Genomic DNA, 18086 nt, shown 5'->3' with positions numbered 1-18086 from the left:
ACCCCGACGCTCGACGTGGTGATATCCGCCAGCCTGCCCGTCACCCGGGCCGGCCGCAGGGAGGAGCGTCCATGCACCGAACGCTGATCGTGGCCCGGATGGAGCCGGGACAGGCGGACGCGGTGGCCCGCCTGTTCGCCGAGTCCGACTCGACCGAACTGCCGCACCTGATCGGGGTGTCGCGCCGCACCCTCTTCCGCTTCCACGACCTGTACTTCCACATGGTCGAGGCGGACGGCGACATCACCCCGAACCTGTACAAGGCCCGGAGCAACCCGCTCTACAGCGACCTGAGCGACCGGCTCACCGCGCACGTCCGGCCCTACGACCCGAACTGGAAGGAGCCGAAGGACGCGATGGCCGAACCCTTCTACATCTGGACCCCCGACGACGGCGTCCAGCTCACCCGGTGACGTCCCGCCGGTTCCCTGCTCGCTTCCCAGGCCAAGGAGTCGCCACCGTGTCCACACCGAGAATCCGGAAAGTGACGGCGCAGGACGTCGTCCCCAACCGCCGGCGGGGCGGGGACATCCGCGTCCTGCTCAGCCCCAGGACCGTGAAGTCCACCTCGGGGTTCATGGGCGAGCTGACGCTCGAACCCGGAGAGTTCGTCTCCGAGCACCGGCACCCGTACTCGGAGGAGTTCCTCTACGTCGTCCGCGGCTCGGTGCTGATGCGGGTCGAGGGCGAGGCGGTGCGCCTCGGCCCCGGCGACTCGCTGATGGTGCCGATCAACGACCGGCACCGTCTGGAGAACGACGGCGCCGAGCAGGCGTTCGCGGTCTTCCACCTCAGCCCGCTGGCGCCGCGGCCGGAGCTCGGCCACGTCGACCTCGAACCGCTGCCGAACGCCGGCGAGGCCGCGCCGAAGGTCGGGTGACCCATGACCTCCGCACGCTCAGCCGCGATCACCGGGATCGGGGTGGTGGCCCCGGGCGGCATCGGCACCAAGGCGTTCTGGGAGATGCTCACCGCGGGCCGGACCGCCACCCGGGCCATCACGCTGTTCGACCCGTCCGGATTCCGGTCGCGGATCGCCGCCGAGTGCGACTTCGATCCCGCCGCCTGGGGCCTGACGCCCCAGGAGGTCCGGCGGATGGACCGCGCCGCCCAGCTCGCCTCGGTCGCCGCCGACGAGGCCGTCGCCGACAGCGGGCTGGTGACCGGTGCGCTGCGGCCGGACCGCGTCGGGGTCAGCCTCGGCAGCGCGGTCGGCTGCACGATGGGGTTGGAGGAGGAGTACATCGTCCTCAGCGACGGCGGCCGGCAGTGGCTGGTCGACCACCACTACGGGGTGCCGCAGCTGTACGGCTACATGGTGCCCAGCACGCTGGCGGTCGAGGTGGCCTGGCGGGTCGGCGCGGAGGGTCCGGTGGCGCTGATCTCCACCGGCTGCACCTCCGGGCTGGACGCCGTCGCGCACGGCGCCCAGCTCATCCGGGAGGGCACCGCCGACGTGGTGATCGCCGGGGCCACCGACGCGCCCATCTCGCCGATCACCTCGGCCTGCTTCGACGCGATCAAGGCGACGTCCCCCAACAACGACGACCCCGCGCACGCGTCGCGGCCGTTCGACCGCGACAGGGACGGGTTCGTGCTCGGCGAGGGCTCGGCGGTGTTCGTACTGGAGGAGGCGTCGGCGGCGCACCGCCGCGGCGCCCACGTCTACGCCGAGGTCGCCGGGGTCGCCGGCCGGAGCAACGCCCACCACATGACCGGCCTGAAACCCGACGGCCGGGAGATGGCCGAGGCGATCACGGTCGCCATGCGGCAGGCGCGGCTGGGTCCGGGCGACATCGACTACATCAACGCGCACGGGTCGGGCACCAAGCAGAACGACCGGCACGAGACGGCCGCGTTCAAGCGGAGCCTCGGGCAGCGGGCCTACGAGGTGCCGGTCAGCTCGGTCAAGTCGATGGTCGGGCACTCGCTCGGCGCCATCGGCTCGATCGAGGTGGCGGCCAGCGCGCTGGCGATCGAGCACGACGTGGTGCCGCCGACCGCCAACCTGTGCACGCCCGACCCCGAGTGCGACCTGGACTACGTGCCGCGCACGGCGCGCGACCACCGCACCGACGTCGTGCTCAGCGTGGGCAGCGGCTTCGGCGGCTTCCAGACCGCCATGCTCCTCGCCCGCCCGGGGAGCACCGGATGACCGCCGCCGTCGTCACCGGCGTCGGCGCGGTCACGCCGCACGGCGTCGGTGTCGAGGCGTACTGGCGAGGGACGCTGGCCGGCCGGTCCGCGATCCGTCCCCTCACCCGGTTCGACCCGGAGTCGTATCCGGTGCGGCTCGCGGGGGAGGTGCCGGGCTTCTCGGCCGCCGAGCACGTGCCCAGTCGGATCATCCCGCAGACCGATCACTGGACGCACCTGGGCCTGGCCGCCGCGGCCATGGCGCTGGAGGACTCGGGGATCGATCCCGGGCGGATGCCCGAGTACGAGATGGCCGTGGTGACGGCCAGCTCGTCGGGCGGCACCGAGTTCGGGCAGCACGAGATGGTCAACCTCTGGGGCCGGGGTCCGGGGTTCGTCGGCGCCTACCAGTCCATCGCCTGGTTCTACGCGGCGACGACCGGCCAGATCTCCATCCGGCACGGCATGCGCGGCCCCTGCGGGGTGATCGCGACCGAGCAGGCGGGCGGGCTGGACGCGGTGGCGCAGTCACGGCGGCTGCTGCGCGACGGCACCCGGATGGTGGTCAGCGGCGGGACCGACGCGTCGCTCTGCCCGTACGGCCTGGTCGCGCAGATCAGCAACCGGGCGCTGAGCGACCGGGCCGACCCCGAGCGGGCGTACCTGCCGTTCGACGCCGAGGCGTGCGGCTACGTGCCGGGGGAGGGAGGCGCGCTGCTGATCGTCGAGGACGGCGCGCACGCCCGGGACCGGGGCGCCGGGCGGATCTACGGGGAGATCGCCGGCTACGGCGCGACGTTCGACCCGCCGCCCGGCTCGGACCGGCCGCCCACGCTGCGGCGGGCGATCGAGACGGCGCTCGGCGACGCCGGGATCGCGCCGGGCGAGGTGGACGTGGTCTTCGCCGACGCCATGGGCCTGCCGGAGCCGGACCAGGCGGAGGCCGACGCGCTCACGGCGGTCTTCGGGCCGCGCGGGGTGCCCGTCACCGCGCCGAAGACCCTGACGGGACGGCTCTACGCCGGCGGGGCCGCGCTGGACCTGCTGGCGGCCCTGCTGTCGATCCGCGACTCGGTGATCCCGCCGACCGTGCGGGTAGGCGGCCCGGTGGCGGACGGGCTCGACCTGGTGCTGGACGGCCCCCGTCCGGCGCGGGTGCGCAACGCGCTGGTCGTCGCCCGCGGATACGGCGGGTTCAACGCGGCGCTGGTCGCCCGCGCGTCCGGCTAGACGGCGCCGGGCCCGGCATGGAAGGAGAACGAATGTGAGCCAGATCCTCGTCGTCGCCGCCCTGATGGGCAACGCCGTCGCCGTGGGGGTGTTCTGCGCCACCGTGCTGGGCGGTGTCCCGCTGCTGATGGCATTGCCCGGCGAGCAGTACGTGCACGCGCACGGTTTCCTGGCCACCCGCTACGACCCGTTCATGCCGGTCACGATCCTGCTGACGGCGCTGGCCGACCTGGCGCTGGTGGTGGCGGCGCCGGGCTGGGCGGGACCGCTGGCGGGCGGGGTGGCGGGGCTGCTGATGCTGTCGGTGGTCGCGGTGTCGCTGACCAAGAACGTCCCGATCAACCACTGGGTCACGGCGCAGGACCCGGCGTCGCTGCCGTCCGACTGGACCGAGCGGCGCGGCCGGTGGCGGTGGTGGAACGCGGTGCGCACCGCGCTGGCGGCGGCGGCCCTCGGGGCCAACCTGGCGGCGGCCGTGGTCATCGTCGTGTGACACCTCCGGCACGGACGTCCACACCCGGCGGCGGCGGACGGAGGGCGACTTCGCCCGCTGTCCGCCGCTTTTGGGGTACCTGGGCTACTTCTCTGTTATGTCTGGTTGGCGAATCTCCGGCGCGGTATACTCGGCGCAGAGTATCCGTAACCGGAGAGTCTCATGGTCAAGCGCAAGGTCACCAATCCGCTCGCGTTGGCGGTGCTCGCCGTCCTCTCCGAAAGCTCCATGCACCCGTACGAGATGGCCCAGAAGCTCAAGGGGCGCGGCAAGGAGCAGAGCATCCGGATCAACTACGGGTCGCTCTACACCGTCGTCGACGCCCTGGTCCGGGCCTCCTTCATCGAGCCGGTGGAGACGTTCCGGGAGGGGAGGCGGCCTGAACGCACCGTCTACGCGCTCACGCCCGCGGGCAGGGTCGAGCTGAGGGAATGGCTCAGCGAGATCCTGCGCACCTCGACCAAGGAGTACCCCGAGTTCGAGGCGGGCCTGTCGCTGATGCCGGTGCTGTCGCCCGAGGAGGTGGCGCCGCTGCTGCGGCGGCGGGTCGAGTCGCTGGAGATCAGGCTGGCCGAGGTTCGCGCGTTCATGGACCAGATGCGCGCGAGCGGCCTGCGCCGCCTGTTCCTGATCGAGGCCGAGTACGAGGAGATGATGCTGCGCGCCGAGCTGGCATGGGTCACGTGCCTGGCCGAGGAACTGGAGGAGGGAACCCTCGAGGACCTGGAGATCTGGTACCGCTGGCACCAGGGGAACGAGTCCAGCCAGAGTTTCGCGGTCGGGGAGGATGAGAGCCATGTGAGCTGACCGCCGGCAATGAGAACCCCGGCGGGTGTTGTCGCACCCACCGGGGCCCACGACCTCGATCGACGCCAACGGATGGCGGCCGGTGATTCGAGGATCCCACACCAGGATATCCGGATCGCTCCCGCGGCACGATCGCCGAGCAACACCGCGGGAGATCCGTCATGTCCGGAGAGAACCTGGCCATCGAGGTCAGCGACCTCGCCAAGACCTACCCGAACGGCGTGTGCGCCCTGGACGGCGTCACCTTCTCGGTACCGTCCGGCACCGTCTTCGGCCTGCTCGGCCCCAACGGGGCGGGCAAGTCCACTACCGTCAAGATCCTCACGACCCTCACCCGGCCGGACTCCGGCACCGCGCGGGTGGCGGGCTGCGACGTCCTGTCCGATCCGGCGCAGGTGCGCCGGCACATAGGCTGCGTGGCCCAGAGCTCCGGCGTCGACCCGGCCGCCACCGGGAGGGAGAACCTGGTCCTCCAGGGCCGGCTGTACGGCCTGGGCGGCGGCGGGCTCCGCGAACACGTGGACGGCCTGCTCGAGCGGTTCGGCCTGAGCGACGTCGCCGGCCGCCTCGTCAAGACCTACTCCGGCGGCATGCGCCGCAAGCTGGACGTCGCCATGGGGCTCGTGCACCAGCCCCGCGTGCTGTTCCTCGACGAGCCCACCACCGGCCTGGACCCCGAGGCCCGTGCCGAGCTGTGGAGGGAGATCGCCGCGATGGCGGCCACCGGCATCACCGTCGTCCTCACCACGCACTACCTGGAGGAGGCCGACGAGCTGGCGGGCACCCTCGCCATCCTCGACCAGGGCAAGGTCGTCGCGCACGGCACCCCGGAGAGCCTGAAGAAGGCCCTGCACGGCGACTCGGTCCAGGTCCTGCTGAACGAACCGCCGGAGGAGACGGCCGCCAGGAACGCCCTGTCCAATGTGGAGGGCGTGCACGACATCGTGGTGTCCGGCCGCGAGATCGGCGCCCGCGTCGACGCCGGCGCGGACAACGCGCCCGCCCTGCTGTCGGCGCTGGAGTCGGCCGGCCTGCGGGTGGCGTCGGTCACGCTGTCGGCGCCCACCCTCGACGAGGTGTACCTCCGGCACGCCGGCCGCACCTTCCGCAGCGTCCAGGAAGGACACATCCGATGACCGCCGCGGTGATCCAGTCGTACCACATGGCGGTGCGCGACCTGCGGGCCTTCGTCCGCCAGCCGTTCTACCTGGCCGCCACGCTCATCCAGCCGGTCATCTGGCTGCTGCTCTTCGGCAAGCTCTTCGCCCCGCTCATGGAGGACACCCACACCACCGACTCCTATATCGGCTTCCTCACCCCCGGCGTCATCGCCATGACGGCCCTCTTCGCCAGCGGCTGGAGCGGGATGGTCTTCGTCGTGGAGATGGAGCAGGGAACGCTCAACAGGTTCCTGGTCACCCCGGTCCGGCGCGGCGCGCTCATCACCGGGCGGCTGATCCAGCAGGCGCTGTCGGTGGTCCTGCAGGGCCTGATCATCCTGGTCATCGCGCTCGCCACCGGGGCGCGCTTCCCCGGCGGCGTGCTGATCATGCTGGTCTTCCTGGCCTGCGTGGCGCTGATCGCCGTGGCCTTCGCCTCGCTGTCCAACGCCCTCGGCCTGGTGACCCGCAGCCAGGAGTCGGTGATCTCGATCGCGCAGTTCCTGGTGCTGCCGCTGGCGTTCCTGTCCTCCACGTTCGTGCCGCGCCGGTTGATGCCGGACTGGATGAGCACGATCGCCGGGGGCAACCCGGTGAACTGGCTCGTCGAGATCGGCCGGCAGACCCTCGACGACCACGTCGACTGGTCCTTCGTGCTGACCCACGGCGCGGGGCTGCTGGCCGTCGCTCTGGTCTGCGCCTGGTTGTCGACCCTGGCGTTCCGCGTCTACCAGAAGCAGGCCTGACCGGGCCCGCCGGGCACCGGATCCCGGGCCGCCGTCTCACCGCGGCGGCCCGGGACCGGGCCGTGCACACGCTCAGGCCGGGGCGGCGGTCTTCTCCGGCTCCGGGGCGGCCGGGCGCTGCTGCTCCGCCTCCAGCCGCCGGGGCAGGGCCAGCGAGTACAGCGGCAGCGCCGCCGCGGTCGTGAGGACCGCGACCAGCACCAGCATGCTGAACACCTCCCGGGTGATGATCCCCTGGGCGAGCCCGATGTTGATGAAGATCAGGATCATCAGGCCGCGCGCGTTCATCAGCCCTCCCACCGCGTACGACTCGCGTGTGCTGAACCCCAGCGCGCGCATCGCCAGCGCGCATCCGAAGTACTTGCCGGCGAAGGACGCCGCCAGGATCGCCAGGAACGACAGCAGCATGGTGCCGCCGGTCAGCCCGCCCAGCTGGGTGTTGAGCCCGGAGAAGGTGAAGAAGACGGGCAGCAGCAAGGTGGACACCACGTTCATCATGCGCTCGTGCAGCAACCGCCGGAACGCCGCGTCGCGCGGCATGGCCAGGCCGGCGACGAAGCCGCCGAACACCGAGTAGATACCGATCCAGTCGGTCAGCCAGCCCGCGGCGAGCGGCACCAGTAACACGACATAGGTGTGCCCGAGGCTGATGTCCCCGGCGCGGGCGACGGCACGGCCCAGCGGCCGCAGCAGCGGGCGGACCACACCCAGCGCCACGGCCACGAAGAGCACCGACAGGGCGATCGTGCGTAGCGCCGAGCTGCCGTCGCCGAGGTGCACCGCGCTCAGCACCGCCAGCAGGCACCACGCCGCCGCGTCGTCGATCGAGGCCGCGAGCAGCGACAGCCGTCCCAGCCGCGAGTTCTGCAGGCCGCGCTCGTAGAGGATCCGGGCGAGCATCGGGAAGGCGGTCAGCGACAGTGCACCGCCGACGAATATGGCGAAGAGCCACCGGCCGACGTCGTCCCGCGAGAGCTGGGACCACAGGGTGAACCCCACGGCGGCGCCGAGGATCAGCGCGGGGAAGATACCCGAGATCGCCAGGACGACCGGCCGGCGCGCGCCGCCGCGTTCCCCGCCGCCGTGGTCGAGGCCCGCGCCCACCAGGAACATGTACAGGGTGAGCCCGATCGTGCTGATCACATAGAGGATCGGTGTCACCTCGTGGGGGAAGACGGCCTCCTGCGCGTCCGGGAACAGCCATCCGAACAGCGTCGGGCCGAGCAGCACCCCGGCCACCATTTCGCCGAGCACCCGGGGCTGCCACAACCATCGCGCCAGCCATCCGCACAGGCCCGACGCGGCAAGGATGACGATCAGCGCCGGAAGGACGTCGAGGACCAGTTCGAGGTTCTTGTCGGTGGCAGCGCCCGCGAGAACGTGAGCTTCCATTTCCCCTCCACCACGGCCCTTCGCGGGGCCGCATCGCCGGTCGTTTCCCGCCGATCCTGTTCAGGCCCGGTGGTGAGGGGCTAATGACCCGTTCGAGCGGCGCTGGTGCCGGACGGCGAGAGGCCCTCCGGGCCAGCCGTTTTACCGGCGCTTGATCTTGCGGTGGCCCGGCGGTCCGGGGTGGGGCGGTGTGGAATCCGTCCGCCCGGGACGACGCCCCGTGCACATCACCAGGGCACTTCGCCGGCGTCCTCGAAGAACGCGCCGGTCGGGCCGTCGTCGGGCAGGGCCGCGAGCTTGATGGCGATCGCCGCGCCCTGCTCGGGGGTGCGCACGCCGCGGAAGCCGTTGAGGTCGGTCGCGACGTAGCCGGGGCAGCCGGCGTTGATCAGGATGTTCGTGCCGCTCAGCTCCCGGGCGTACTGGAGGGTGACGGCGTTCAGGAACGTCTTCGACGGCGCGTACGCCACGGCCACCGGCCCCGTCGTCTGCTCGCCACCGGTTCCCGACTGCCGGGTGAGGGAGCCGACACTGCTGGACATGTTCACGATCCGCGGCGAGGTGGAGCGGCGTAGCAGCGGCATCACCGCGTTGGTGACGCGGATGACGCCGATCACGTTGGTCTCCACGACCGTCCGGATCTCGGCGGGATCGACCCGGGTGGGCTCCTGCGGGAGGCCGCCGGTGATGCCGGCGTTGTTGACGAGCACGTCGAGGTGCCCCGCCCGCTCCTCGATCAGCCGTGCGGCGGCGGTCGCGCTCGCGTCGTCGGTCACGTCCAGCGGAACGCCGAACACGTCGGCACCGGCCGCGCGCAGTCTCTCCACCGCCACCTCTCGGCGCCGACCGTCGCGGGCGCCGACGCCGACGCTCCAGCCGAGGGCGCCCAGGCCCGCCGCGATCTCGTACCCGATTCCCTTGTTCGCGCCGGTGACCAGCGCAACCGTCCGTTCACTCATGGGAACGATGCTGCCCCCGACCTTGGCGGGGGTCCAACACTGATCAGGTGGGCAGTGATACCGCCCAGGTATCGATCCCGGCTAGTATGGCCGCGTGGAGACCCGGGAACTGCGATACTTCGTCGCCGTCGCTGAAGAGCTCCACTTCGGGCGCGCCGCGAAGCGGCTCGGAATCGCACAGCCGCCTTTGTCCCGGGCGATCCAGCAGCTCGAACGCCGGCTCGGGGCGGCGCTGCTGGATCGGACCAGCCGCACCGTCACGCTGACCGAGGCCGGCTCGGTGCTGCTGGCCGAGGGCCGGGCGGCCCTCGACGCGATCGCCGCCGCCGACCGCCGGACCCGCCGCGCCGCGCTCGCCGCGACCGGCCGTCCCGGCCTGGTCCTGGCCACGAAAGCCGGTGCGTCCAGCGAGCTGCTGGCGAAACTGCTCGACGCCTATGCCGCCCACCCAGGCGCGGTCCCCGTCGAGGTCACCCTGTGCGGCCCGGCCGAACAGGAACGACTCCTGCGCGAGGGCCGGGCCGACGTGGCGCTGCTGCACCGGCCGTTCGACGCGACGGCCGGGTTCGACACCGAAGAACTCAGCACGGAGAACGAGGTCGCGGTGCTGCCGGCCGGGCATCCGCTCACCGTCCGGTCCCACGTGCACATGGCCGACATCATTGCGCTGCCAGGCCTGCCCCTGCCGCGCTGGCCCGACCGCGACGGCACCTATCCGCCCGGACCCGGCCCGCAGGTCCGCGACCACGCGCAGTTGCTGCAACTGGTTGCGCTCGGCCGCGCGTGCGCGGTCCTACCGGAGTCGTGCCGGGCCCAACTGCACGGCGACGTCGCCGCCGTGCCCGTGCTGGACGCGCCGACGGTCACCACCGTGATCGCGTGGCCACCGCACAGCCGGTCGAGAGCCCTCGCCGACCTCATTCGGACTGCGACCCGTCTCTAGCCTTGCCTCGTGAGCGGTGCCCACGACGTCCGGGCTGCTCGAGCACTACCGCGGAGCCCCGGCTTCGGTGAACGACGTGCCATGGACCAGTGGACACCGGAGGAGATCTCGGCCCACGTGCGCCCGTTCCTCACCGCGTCGCACACCATCACGGAGTGACCTCTCAAGTGAACGAGGTCCTGCTTCGGAGCCTCACGCCGAGCGTGCTCGGGATCCTCGTCCGCCGCGGAGCCGACTTCGCGGCGGCCGAGGACGCCGTGCAGGACGCGCTGGTCGACGCGGTCCGCTGCTGTACGCCGAGGCGGCCCGAAAGGCACCGACCTCGCCGAGCGCGATCACCTGACGCGCCGCGCCGCCCGGCTCAACGCCCGCCGGTGTCGCTGATGGGCCGTGCGCGGGTCGTCGGCGAGCAAGGTCAATCTGGTCAGGACGGGTTGGAAACAGGAATCGTCTGCCGTGTCCGCTGGGCCATCAAGACCGTGATGGCCACGGTGAACCCCATCAAGATCGTCAGTGTGTTGAGCTGCTCACCCAGTATCAGCGCGGCGAACAGCATGGTCAGCAGAGGTTGGAGCAGTGAGATCTGCCCAATTTTCGCAATCCCTCCGATCGCCAACGCCTGGTACCAGCAGAAGAAGGCGATAAGCGAACTTCCGAGCCCTAGGTAAACGACTGCCAGAACGCTTTTCGCCGTGAGATGTGGCACCTCATGGTGAGACGCGAGGACGACGGCCAGCACCAGCGGAGATGCGACGATGACCGACCAACACGTGGTCAGCCAAGCCGGTGTCCGCCGGGTGAGCATGCCGCCCGCGACGTAGCCGAGTGCGCAGAGCAGGACGGCTCCCACCAGTTCCAGGTCACTTGCCTCGAGGCCACCGCGTGTGTCCAGCGCCAGGTAGCCCACGGTAAGCAGCGTGCCGCCGGCACACCACAGCCAGAATCTGGGAGCCAGCCGCTCCCGTGCATGCAGTACGGCCATGATCGCTGTCGCCGCCGGAAGGAACGCGATCGTCACGGCGGCATGACTGGCCGGCACGTTGCGGAGGGCCAAAGCGGTCAGGAACGGGAATCCCACCACCGATCCCAGCGCTACCACAATGACGGGACCCAGGTCCGCTTTCGGGGGAAGCAACGGACGGCGCAGCACGATGAGAAGTGGCACGGCTGCCATCGCCGCGACCAGCGACCGTCCCGGGCCCACGAGTTCCGGGCCGAACGCGGGCACTGCGAACCGGGTCATGGGTAGCGTCAGGCTGAAGCACACCAACGCGATCAGCCCGAGCCCCAGTGCACGCCACGGCGCGGCATCATCGGCCGCCGTCGGACCGGCTTGAATCGAATTCCCCACGCGTTGTCCCCGATGGTCCACCACTCGGTGAGAAACTAGATCGACGGTGTGCCGGAAATCAATTCTGTGCACTGGTCGTAAAATCCTGCCAGGTCGCTCTCGTGGTCTCGGGCGCCCTTGACCACCAAGGGATCCTCGACGGAGGAGAACGCGACCACCGCTCCGATCGCGCATCCGGCATGCTCTTCCTCGACCTCGCAGTGCGCGTCCATATAGGGTGCATGGAAGCCGAGTGATTGCCAGGCCGCAGTCAGATGGTCGAATTCTCCCACCGAGAGTGCTTCAACTGCCCAGTGATAGCCGAGGTTGTACTTCGCTCGCTGGCAGAGGTCGAGATCATCTCCTTGGAGACGCTCGACCATGACCTTGGTCCAGTGGCGACCGCACGCCAGCCATTTACTTGAAGAATGTGCCGGATACAGAGCGGGCCAGGGCTCTCCGGTGGCGGACTCGTAGAACTCTGCGTAGAGTTTGCGATGCGTGTTCTGCAATGGCCGTCCGGGTTCTATTCCGTACTCTGAAGCGAATGGCTGTAGGACGTTCTGCATCGTGACGTAGCGCGCGTCGTACGGGGAGACGTCATGAGTGGCCTGGACGCTGGAAGCAATGATCGCGAACATCAGGTCGAAGGCCTCGTAGAGATGACCCATTCCCAGCAGGGCTTCTGCGTATGAGGATCTCGGCAGTTTGTGCAGCTCATCGCAGAATCGTGCGATCGACGTGTCGGAGCGTCCGGGCAGCTTCTCGAACAGGCGTCCTTGTTCTAGATCGAGTTCGTCGGCGGTGGGGGCAAGTGCATTGATCGCAGTCATGTGATTCATCCCCTGAAGGTGATCAATTGATTGACTCGACTTGATATGAGGAGAATACGTGATTGCATCTTCGTGTCAAGAAGATGGCCATGGTCCTTTGGGGTGCGGCCATTTCAAGATCGCGAGCATGATGTCATTTGTCCGGTGTGCGGGTCATTGTGGGGGTGCTCTAATTGATCAACTTGCCGAAGGGGCCCAGAAGTGAATGGCGCCCTGGTCTCGTCCGCGATGGGGGTGGGGATGCCCGTTCATTGCACCTGCTGCCCACCCCGGAGTGCGACAGGCAACGGCAACAAAGAAGCGTGCCGTTGGTGGGGATCCATGGTCGGTCCGGCCGCGGGCGGCGCACGGCCGGACCGACCACAATCGGTTTCGAGCGCCCGCCCGACCAGGACGGGCGACTCGACAGCACCGTCCAGGTCCCGATATCTGTGCGGGGACGAGCGCATCCACCATCAGCCCGTGAGGTCCGCCTCGACGGCGGGTGAGGAAACTACCCGGCGTCCGGCGGGACCTCACTCCCAGCGGCAGCGCCCGTGGTTGGGCAGGGAGTTGGTTTCGTTGAGGATGTCGCCGTCTTTCACCCATCCCCAGCGGCCGTTGTCGGCCTTGGTGAAGGCCCACCGGGTCGGGTGCGGTCCGTTGTTGTTGCGGCCGCCCTCGCACCGGTAGCTGAACCAGTTCCTCCCGGTGTTCAGCTTGCCGACGATGGTATGGCCCTTCCCGGCCCACACCGCCGCGCCGGGACGGTTGTTGCACCACCAGCGGCCGCCGCTGGCCCAGCAGGGGGCGGCCTTGGCCGTGGTCGGGTGCTGTGCTGCCGCGGAGTCGGAGCTCGCGGCGGCGGCGTTCCAGCCGATTCCGGGGATGGCGGTCATCGTGGTGGCACCGATGACGGCGCTCGCCGCCAGGACCGCGGCACGCGCGATTGGCGCACGGTGATGGTTGGTGGTGGTCATTGCACAACCCTTCTCTGACACGTTCACTCCTCGACGCCCGCGACCGCGAGCGCCGGCGGGGTCTCGTTCGGCCGACCCTCGAGAGTGATTACAGTCCGTGTTGACTTCATCACGGTGAGAGTACGTCGGAGCGGGGCTGGTGTATGTGGCGGCGGTCACACTTGGTCGCCCCTGTGTGTGGGCGAGGCGAATCGTGATCGTCCGGGCGCGAGCAGATGGTGCACGCGTCTCAAAGCGGTCGGACACGAGATCTGTGGTGAGCGCCCGGCGGGCCTCCGTTCTCGCAGGACGGGGTGTCGCAGAACCCGTGTCATCTCCTGGATGGATGCAGAGCCTCGGTGTGACGGCCGTCCTGGACCACGGGCACCGCCTGCTGGGGTGCTCCATTGCAAGAATGGCAAGCCCGCCCGGCTCTCGGGCTGGCACGCCCTCAATCGCGCCCAAGAACACGCTGCCCCCGGCGGACGGGGGCGCCTGGGGCAGCCGCCGGTGCCGTAAAGCCATGGACGTGCAGTGAATATGCGCGTGAGCTTGGTGGGGTGCTGCGGTGGGGGTGGCCTTTTGCTGGTCGCCCCGGATGAGGAGCCCGTGGGCGCGGACGAGAGATGCTCGGCGATGGAGATCGACGCTTTGCAGGCCCCTGTGGTTGACATCCGATCAGGCACATTTGGGTACCAATTGGCTCAGTGCTGAGGGTGACCGATGTTCGGCCCCACCGGTCATCGCTGAGCTGCTCGGACCGTGCGCGGGCGCCGCTGTGATGACGGGGCGGCGACAGGACGTGCCCTCTCGGCTCACCTTCCGCCGGTCGGTGCGGGATCTGGGGTGCTGTGTGGAGGGGGCAGTTCTGGGCGCCTCTCTCGGTCTTTGCCGCTTGGTGGCGAAGGGTCCGGATCAGTGCTTCGCAACGGTGTGCGGTGGTGGTCCATTTTGGGTCCCGGGAGTTCGCGGCCAACTCGCAGTGACCGGACCATTACCTGGTGAACATTTCTGGTGTCAGAGTGCGTCAGGTTTGGCGGAAACCTGGTGGCTGCGGCGGCGCGTCGGGCATCACCAACTGTCGCACCACCGGCACGTCTTGTTGTGATCTCCATCGAGAGGATGCTAATTTGTCATGGTGTGGGCGATTTAAGACTACTTGCAAGACGGAGATGGGTACGTCTTAGTTTTATTGCCTTCGCGAATCTTGTAGGCAAAGGGATGATGAATCCTAGAAGGCTGTGCTACCTTCGGGTTTCGAAGATCATTCAGAGTTGCCGAGGGTACGGGAACCGTGGACTCGCAATGGAGAATCCCCTTTCTGTGAGGGCGTCCCCCGCCAAGACACCTTCGACATATAGCGGTGCTCATGGCAGGCGCCGTGGCGGGCCGTGCTGTTCGGCGGTTCGCGGGGCGGCATCGCCCGCTGGTGAGCCGTGGCGGCGCGGTCGGTATGCATGCGACGTTATGCGTGGAGGACCCCGTGCCGCAGACCGGGCGCCGGTCACTCGGCTCCTGCCTGGAGACGGTGATCAGGGTCGAGACCCCGGGACGAAGAGCAGGGCGGGCCGCGGTGCGTGGGTGTCCGCTCCGGTCGTCGTGCCATGGACCGCCGTGTCCGGCGCTCGATCCCTTCCGTTCTCTTTAGGTTCGGTCACGGCTGTGCCGGGCGGAAAGCGCACACGCAGCTGATCAGGTCAGTTGCCTGATATGGGCCGCTCCGAGCGGCTTCTGGTTATCGTTCGGCGGGGGGTGGCGAGACCATGGCCGCAGAGGGTGTGCGGTTCCAGGTACTCGGACGGCTGGCGGTCAGCGTCGGCGGGAATGTGGTGGCGCCGCCCCGCTCTCCGGTTCTGCAAGGGTTATTGGGCGTGCTGCTGCTGGCGCGCGGGGAGCCGTTGCCGACCAGGCGGCTCGCTGAGCTGGTGTGGACCGACCGGGCCAGGGAGACGAGCCGTGAATCGGTCCACGTCGGTGTCTCCCGATTGCGGAAATGGCTGGGCCGGCTCGACGGCGGCAGGACCGGACAGTTCACGGTCAGCTATGAGGACGGGTATCTGCTGCGCCGTCCGGCGGCATCTTCGGACCTCGGCCGATTTCTGGGCCTCGTCGGTGAGGCGCGCGCCCTGCCCGGGCCGGAACAGCGGTCCCGCCTTCTCTCGTCCGCCTTCGCGGAGCGCAAGGGGCCGCTGCTCGCCGGACTGGCGCGGATCGACCGGTCGGACGTGCTGGTGCGCGGCGTCGAGGACGAGATCCGGCAGGCGGCGATGGGCCTGGCCGCCTCGGCCCTGGAGGCGGGCTCCCCGGAGAAGGCGGTCACCGCGGTCGGCGCGCTGGCAGAGGAGCTCCCCTTCGACGAACTGCTACACGCCGCCCTCATCGACCTGCTGAAGGCGAGCGGACAGCCCGCCGAGGCGCTTCAGGCGTACCGGCGGCTCAGCAAGCATCTCTTGGCCGAACTCGGCGTCGAGCCGAGCGAGGAGGTGCAGCTCGCGCACATGCGCGTCCTGTCCGCGGGCCGTCCACTCGACGGCTTCGGCGACGCGGCGTCCGAGCCGCAGGCCGCCCCGGTGCCCGCCCAGCTTCCGCCCGACATCCCCGACTTCACCGGCCGGGCCGTGGAGGTGGCGGAGCTAGCCGGGGTCCTCAGCGGGGGGGCGGGCGCCTCGCGCCATCGGACGGTGGCCGTCGCCACCGTCGCGGGGATGGGCGGGCTGGGCAAGACCACGCTCGCCGTGCACGTCGCCCACAAGGTCGCGGACTCCTTTCCCGGGGGCCAGCTGTACGTGGACCTGCACGGCGACTCGGTGACCCCGGCCGAGCCGGGGGAGGTGCTCGGCAGGTTCCTGCGCACCCTCGGCACGGCCGGCGCCGACATTCCGTCGTCCCTGGACGAGCGCATGGCGCTGTACCGGAGCCGCCTGGCCGGGCGCAGGACGCTCGTCGTGCTCGACAACGTCGCCGGGGAGGACCAGGTACGGCCGCTGCTGCCCGGTACGCCGGACGCGGCCGTGCTCATCACCAGCCGCAACCGTCTCATCGGCCTGGAGGGGGCGAAGCTGCTGAACCTCGACGTGCTGCCCTCCGCCCAGGCGGTGGATCTGATCACCAACATCGTCGGCGCGGACCGCGTCGCGGGCCAGGCGGACGTCGCGGTCGAGATCGCGCGGCTGTGCGGCAACGTGCCGCTGGCGGTGCGCATCGCGGCGGCCCGGCTCCTGGGCCGCCGGCATTGGACGCTGTCGCACCTGGCCGATGTGCTCGGCGAGGAGCGGCGCCGCCTCGACGAACTCGTGGCCGGCGACCTGGAGGTGCGGGCCGGATTCGAGATGAGCTACCGGCTGCTCCCCGCGGAGACCCAGCGCGCGTTCCGGCTGATCGGGCTGCTGAACGCGCCCGACCTCGCGTCCTGGGCGGTCGCCGCGCTGCTGGACGTGTCCGTCCCCGAGGCGCAGCATCATCTCGAGCTGCTGATCGACGCTCACCTCGTCGGCGTCGCCGGCGAGGACGAGACGGGCCAGCTGCGGTACAAGGTCCACGACCTGCTCTGGCTGTACGCGCGGGAGCGCGCCGAGAGCGAGGAGCCGGCGGCGCAGCGGGCGTCCGCGCTGCACCGCGCTCTCGGGGGATGGCTGGCGCTGGCCGAGCAGGCCGCGGAGCGCATATCCGGGCCCTGCTACGCGGCCATGCACGGCTCCGCCCCGCGGTGGCCGCTGCCGGCCGCCGCCACCGCGCGGTTGCTGGCGGACCCGGTGCGCTGGTTCACCGCCGAGCGGGCGGCGCTGGTGTCCGAGGTCGCGCACGCCTGCGAGCTGCGGCTCACCGAGTTCGCCTGGGACCTGGCGGCCTCCATGGAGAGGTTCTGCGATGCCCGCGGGATCTACGACGACTGGCGCCATATGCACGAACGGGTGCTGACGCTGTGCCAGGAGACGGGCGACAAGCGGGGTGAGGCGGTGCTGCTGCGCGGACTGCTCGAAGTCACCGCCTGGACGTCCCCCGCCGGGCCCGAATCCGGCCCCGGACCGGCGATGGCCCGGCTGCGCAGGTCGGCCGCCCGGCTCCTCGGCCTGTTCACCGAGCTCGGCGACCAAGCCGGGATGGTCGACGCGATGGTGGCGATGGTCTGGGGCCGGGTGGCCGAAGGAGACAGGTGCGAAGCACTCACCTTGGCGCGGCGCGCTCTGCGCCTCGCGCACGAGGCGGGCTATCTCGCCGGGCAGGCGCGGGCCCATCACGTCATGGCCATCGTGCACGGGGAGGACGAACCGCAGCGCGCCGTCGCGTGCCTTGAGCGCGCGCTGCTGGTCGCGCACCGGCTCGGCAACCCCCGTTTCGTCACGACGGTCGTGCAGTCCCTCGGCGCGGCGCGGGCCATGTGCGGTGACGGCGCGGGCGGCAAGAAGCTGCTGGACGAGTCCGTGGTGATGGCGCGGGACCTGGACGACCGCTACCTGGAGACGTTCTCGCTGCTCCACCTCGCCAAGCTGTTCGTCGCCACGGGGGACGACCGGGCCAGGCCGACCCTCGAGCTCACGCTGGCCCACAGCCAGGCGGGCAACTTCTCCCACTACCTCGCCGACGCGCTCGGCGTGCTCGGAGAGCTGAACCTGATCGAAGGGGACGTGCGGGCGGCCATCATGTGCCTCGAATGCTCGGCGCAGACCTGGCGCACTCGCGGCTGGGTCCCCCATCTGGCACGGACGCTGCGCACTCTCGGTGACGCCCACGCCGCCGCCGCCGACCGCGAGGCGGCCCGGACCACCAGGGCGGAAGCCCGCGAGCTGTTCGACCGGATCTCCGACCATGCCGGTGCGTCCTGCGTCGAGGACCGCCTCGAGCGAGGGGGCATCACCGCCTGAACGGCGCGGCGTGGTTCGGCGTGCCCCAGGGATGTTTGTTCACGTCTCCATGGACGTCGCCCCGTGCTCCCCTCTGTCCCTGTTCGGTCTCGAAGAAAGGCATGAAACGCCGGTCATTTCCCTTCGGGAACACGGTATGGGCGCCGGGCGGGCTCGCCCGGCGCGGGGATCCGTCCGGTCCGGTCAGGCGTTCTGGTGATGGGCACGGCACCTTGCTCCAATACCGGTGCGGAGGCCGTCCGGCCACCGGTGTTCAA

15 protein-coding genes are annotated in these 18086 nt (G+C 70.1%); 10 read left to right on the top strand and 5 right to left on the bottom strand.

What is annotated here, in order from left to right; all coding sequences use genetic code 11:
- The first annotated feature begins 71 nt into the window (after positions 1-71).
- The 8 genes from QP090_RS18200 (at position 72) to QP090_RS18165 (ending at position 6572) form a co-directional block, all read left to right on the top strand.
- Positions 72-413, top strand: a complete 342-nt coding sequence (locus QP090_RS18200; protein ID WP_285940167.1) for a TcmI family type II polyketide cyclase — start codon at positions 72-74, stop codon at positions 411-413.
- A gap of 71 nt (positions 414-484) precedes the next feature.
- On the top strand, positions 485-880 hold the full coding sequence (locus QP090_RS18195; RefSeq protein ID WP_285940166.1) for a cupin domain-containing protein: 396 nt from the start codon (positions 485-487) through the stop codon (positions 878-880).
- Positions 881-883: 3 nt separating this feature from the next.
- Positions 884-2155 carry a beta-ketoacyl-[acyl-carrier-protein] synthase family protein gene (locus QP090_RS18190; protein ID WP_285940165.1) on the top strand — a complete coding sequence of 424 codons (1272 nt, stop codon included), beginning with the start codon at positions 884-886 and terminating at the stop codon, positions 2153-2155.
- Positions 2152-3366 (top strand): ketosynthase chain-length factor, encoded by a 1215-nt coding sequence (locus QP090_RS18185; protein WP_285940164.1) that lies wholly within the window; start codon positions 2152-2154, stop codon positions 3364-3366. The genes QP090_RS18190 and QP090_RS18185 overlap by 4 nt, the downstream gene beginning before the upstream one ends.
- 34 nt (positions 3367-3400) lie before the next feature.
- Complete coding sequence (locus QP090_RS18180; protein WP_285940163.1) at positions 3401-3859, top strand: anthrone oxygenase family protein; 459 nt, start codon at positions 3401-3403, stop codon at positions 3857-3859.
- Positions 3860-4021: 162 nt separating this feature from the next.
- Entirely contained in the window at positions 4022-4666 is a 645-nt protein-coding gene (locus QP090_RS18175; protein WP_285940162.1) for a PadR family transcriptional regulator, read from the top strand.
- Between the two features lie 161 nt (positions 4667-4827).
- Positions 4828-5802: an ATP-binding cassette domain-containing protein gene (locus QP090_RS18170; protein ID WP_285940161.1), complete on the top strand. Its 975-nt coding sequence runs from the start codon at positions 4828-4830 to the stop codon at positions 5800-5802.
- Positions 5799-6572 (top strand): ABC transporter permease, encoded by a 774-nt coding sequence (locus QP090_RS18165; RefSeq protein WP_285940160.1) that lies wholly within the window; start codon positions 5799-5801, stop codon positions 6570-6572. The genes QP090_RS18170 and QP090_RS18165 overlap by 4 nt, the downstream gene beginning before the upstream one ends.
- 72 nt (positions 6573-6644) lie before the next feature.
- Here QP090_RS18165 and QP090_RS18160 read toward each other — a convergent pair whose 3' ends face one another.
- Together QP090_RS18160 and QP090_RS18155 are read right to left on the bottom strand one after the other, a co-directional pair.
- Positions 6645-7964, bottom strand: coding sequence for a cation:proton antiporter (locus tag QP090_RS18160; RefSeq protein ID WP_285940159.1), 1320 nt, complete (start codon positions 7962-7964; stop codon positions 6645-6647).
- A 227-nt stretch (positions 7965-8191) separates the two neighbouring features.
- The gene (locus QP090_RS18155) at positions 8192-8923 is read right to left on the bottom strand and encodes an SDR family NAD(P)-dependent oxidoreductase (RefSeq protein ID WP_285940158.1); all 732 of its coding nucleotides are present in this window, start codon (positions 8921-8923) and stop codon (positions 8192-8194) included.
- A gap of 94 nt (positions 8924-9017) precedes the next feature.
- Between QP090_RS18155 and QP090_RS18150 the strand changes: the two genes are divergently transcribed.
- Positions 9018-9866: a LysR family transcriptional regulator gene (locus QP090_RS18150; protein ID WP_285940157.1), complete on the top strand. Its 849-nt coding sequence runs from the start codon at positions 9018-9020 to the stop codon at positions 9864-9866.
- Between the two features lie 424 nt (positions 9867-10290).
- Here QP090_RS18150 and QP090_RS18140 read toward each other — a convergent pair whose 3' ends face one another.
- From QP090_RS18140 to QP090_RS18130, 3 genes are all read right to left on the bottom strand, one after another.
- Positions 10291-11217: a DMT family transporter gene (locus QP090_RS18140; RefSeq protein WP_285940156.1), complete on the bottom strand. Its 927-nt coding sequence runs from the start codon at positions 11215-11217 to the stop codon at positions 10291-10293.
- Positions 11218-11252: 35 nt separating this feature from the next.
- Positions 11253-12029, bottom strand: a complete 777-nt coding sequence (locus tag QP090_RS18135) for a heme oxygenase-like domain-containing protein (protein ID WP_285940155.1) — start codon at positions 12027-12029, stop codon at positions 11253-11255.
- A 515-nt stretch (positions 12030-12544) separates the two neighbouring features.
- Positions 12545-12988: a hypothetical protein gene (locus QP090_RS18130; protein WP_285940154.1), complete on the bottom strand. Its 444-nt coding sequence runs from the start codon at positions 12986-12988 to the stop codon at positions 12545-12547.
- A 1742-nt stretch (positions 12989-14730) separates the two neighbouring features.
- On the opposite strand from QP090_RS18130, the gene QP090_RS18125 reads away from it, so the two are divergent.
- Positions 14731-17829, top strand: a complete 3099-nt coding sequence (locus tag QP090_RS18125) for an AfsR/SARP family transcriptional regulator (RefSeq protein WP_285940153.1) — start codon at positions 14731-14733, stop codon at positions 17827-17829.
- Positions 17830-18086: the final 257 nt, after the last annotated feature.

The organism is Actinomadura xylanilytica, assembly GCF_030283145.1.
GTDB classification, from domain to species: Bacteria; Actinomycetota; Actinomycetes; order Streptosporangiales; family Streptosporangiaceae; genus Spirillospora; species Spirillospora xylanilytica.
The sequence above is the reverse complement of the archived record's forward strand: the minus strand, read 5'-3'. Positions and strand labels throughout refer to the sequence as shown.

Coding starts and splice junctions, on each gene's coding strand:
- QP090_RS18200 (WP_285940167.1), top strand. CDS start 72: ATGCACCGAACGCTGATCGTGGCCCGGATGGAGCCGGGACAGGCGGAC.
- QP090_RS18190 (WP_285940165.1), top strand. CDS start 884: ATGACCTCCGCACGCTCAGCCGCGATCACCGGGATCGGGGTGGTGGCC.
- QP090_RS18185 (WP_285940164.1), top strand. CDS start 2,152: ATGACCGCCGCCGTCGTCACCGGCGTCGGCGCGGTCACGCCGCACGGC.
- QP090_RS18175 (WP_285940162.1), top strand. CDS start 4,022: ATGGTCAAGCGCAAGGTCACCAATCCGCTCGCGTTGGCGGTGCTCGCC.
- QP090_RS18170 (WP_285940161.1), top strand. CDS start 4,828: ATGTCCGGAGAGAACCTGGCCATCGAGGTCAGCGACCTCGCCAAGACC.
- QP090_RS18165 (WP_285940160.1), top strand. CDS start 5,799: ATGACCGCCGCGGTGATCCAGTCGTACCACATGGCGGTGCGCGACCTG.
- QP090_RS18160 (WP_285940159.1), bottom strand. CDS start 7,964: ATGGAAGCTCACGTTCTCGCGGGCGCTGCCACCGACAAGAACCTCGAA.
- QP090_RS18155 (WP_285940158.1), bottom strand. CDS start 8,923: ATGAGTGAACGGACGGTTGCGCTGGTCACCGGCGCGAACAAGGGAATC.
- QP090_RS18135 (WP_285940155.1), bottom strand. CDS start 12,029: ATGACTGCGATCAATGCACTTGCCCCCACCGCCGACGAACTCGATCTA.
- QP090_RS18130 (WP_285940154.1), bottom strand. CDS start 12,988: ATGACCACCACCAACCATCACCGTGCGCCAATCGCGCGTGCCGCGGTC.
- QP090_RS18125 (WP_285940153.1), top strand. CDS start 14,731: ATGGCCGCAGAGGGTGTGCGGTTCCAGGTACTCGGACGGCTGGCGGTC.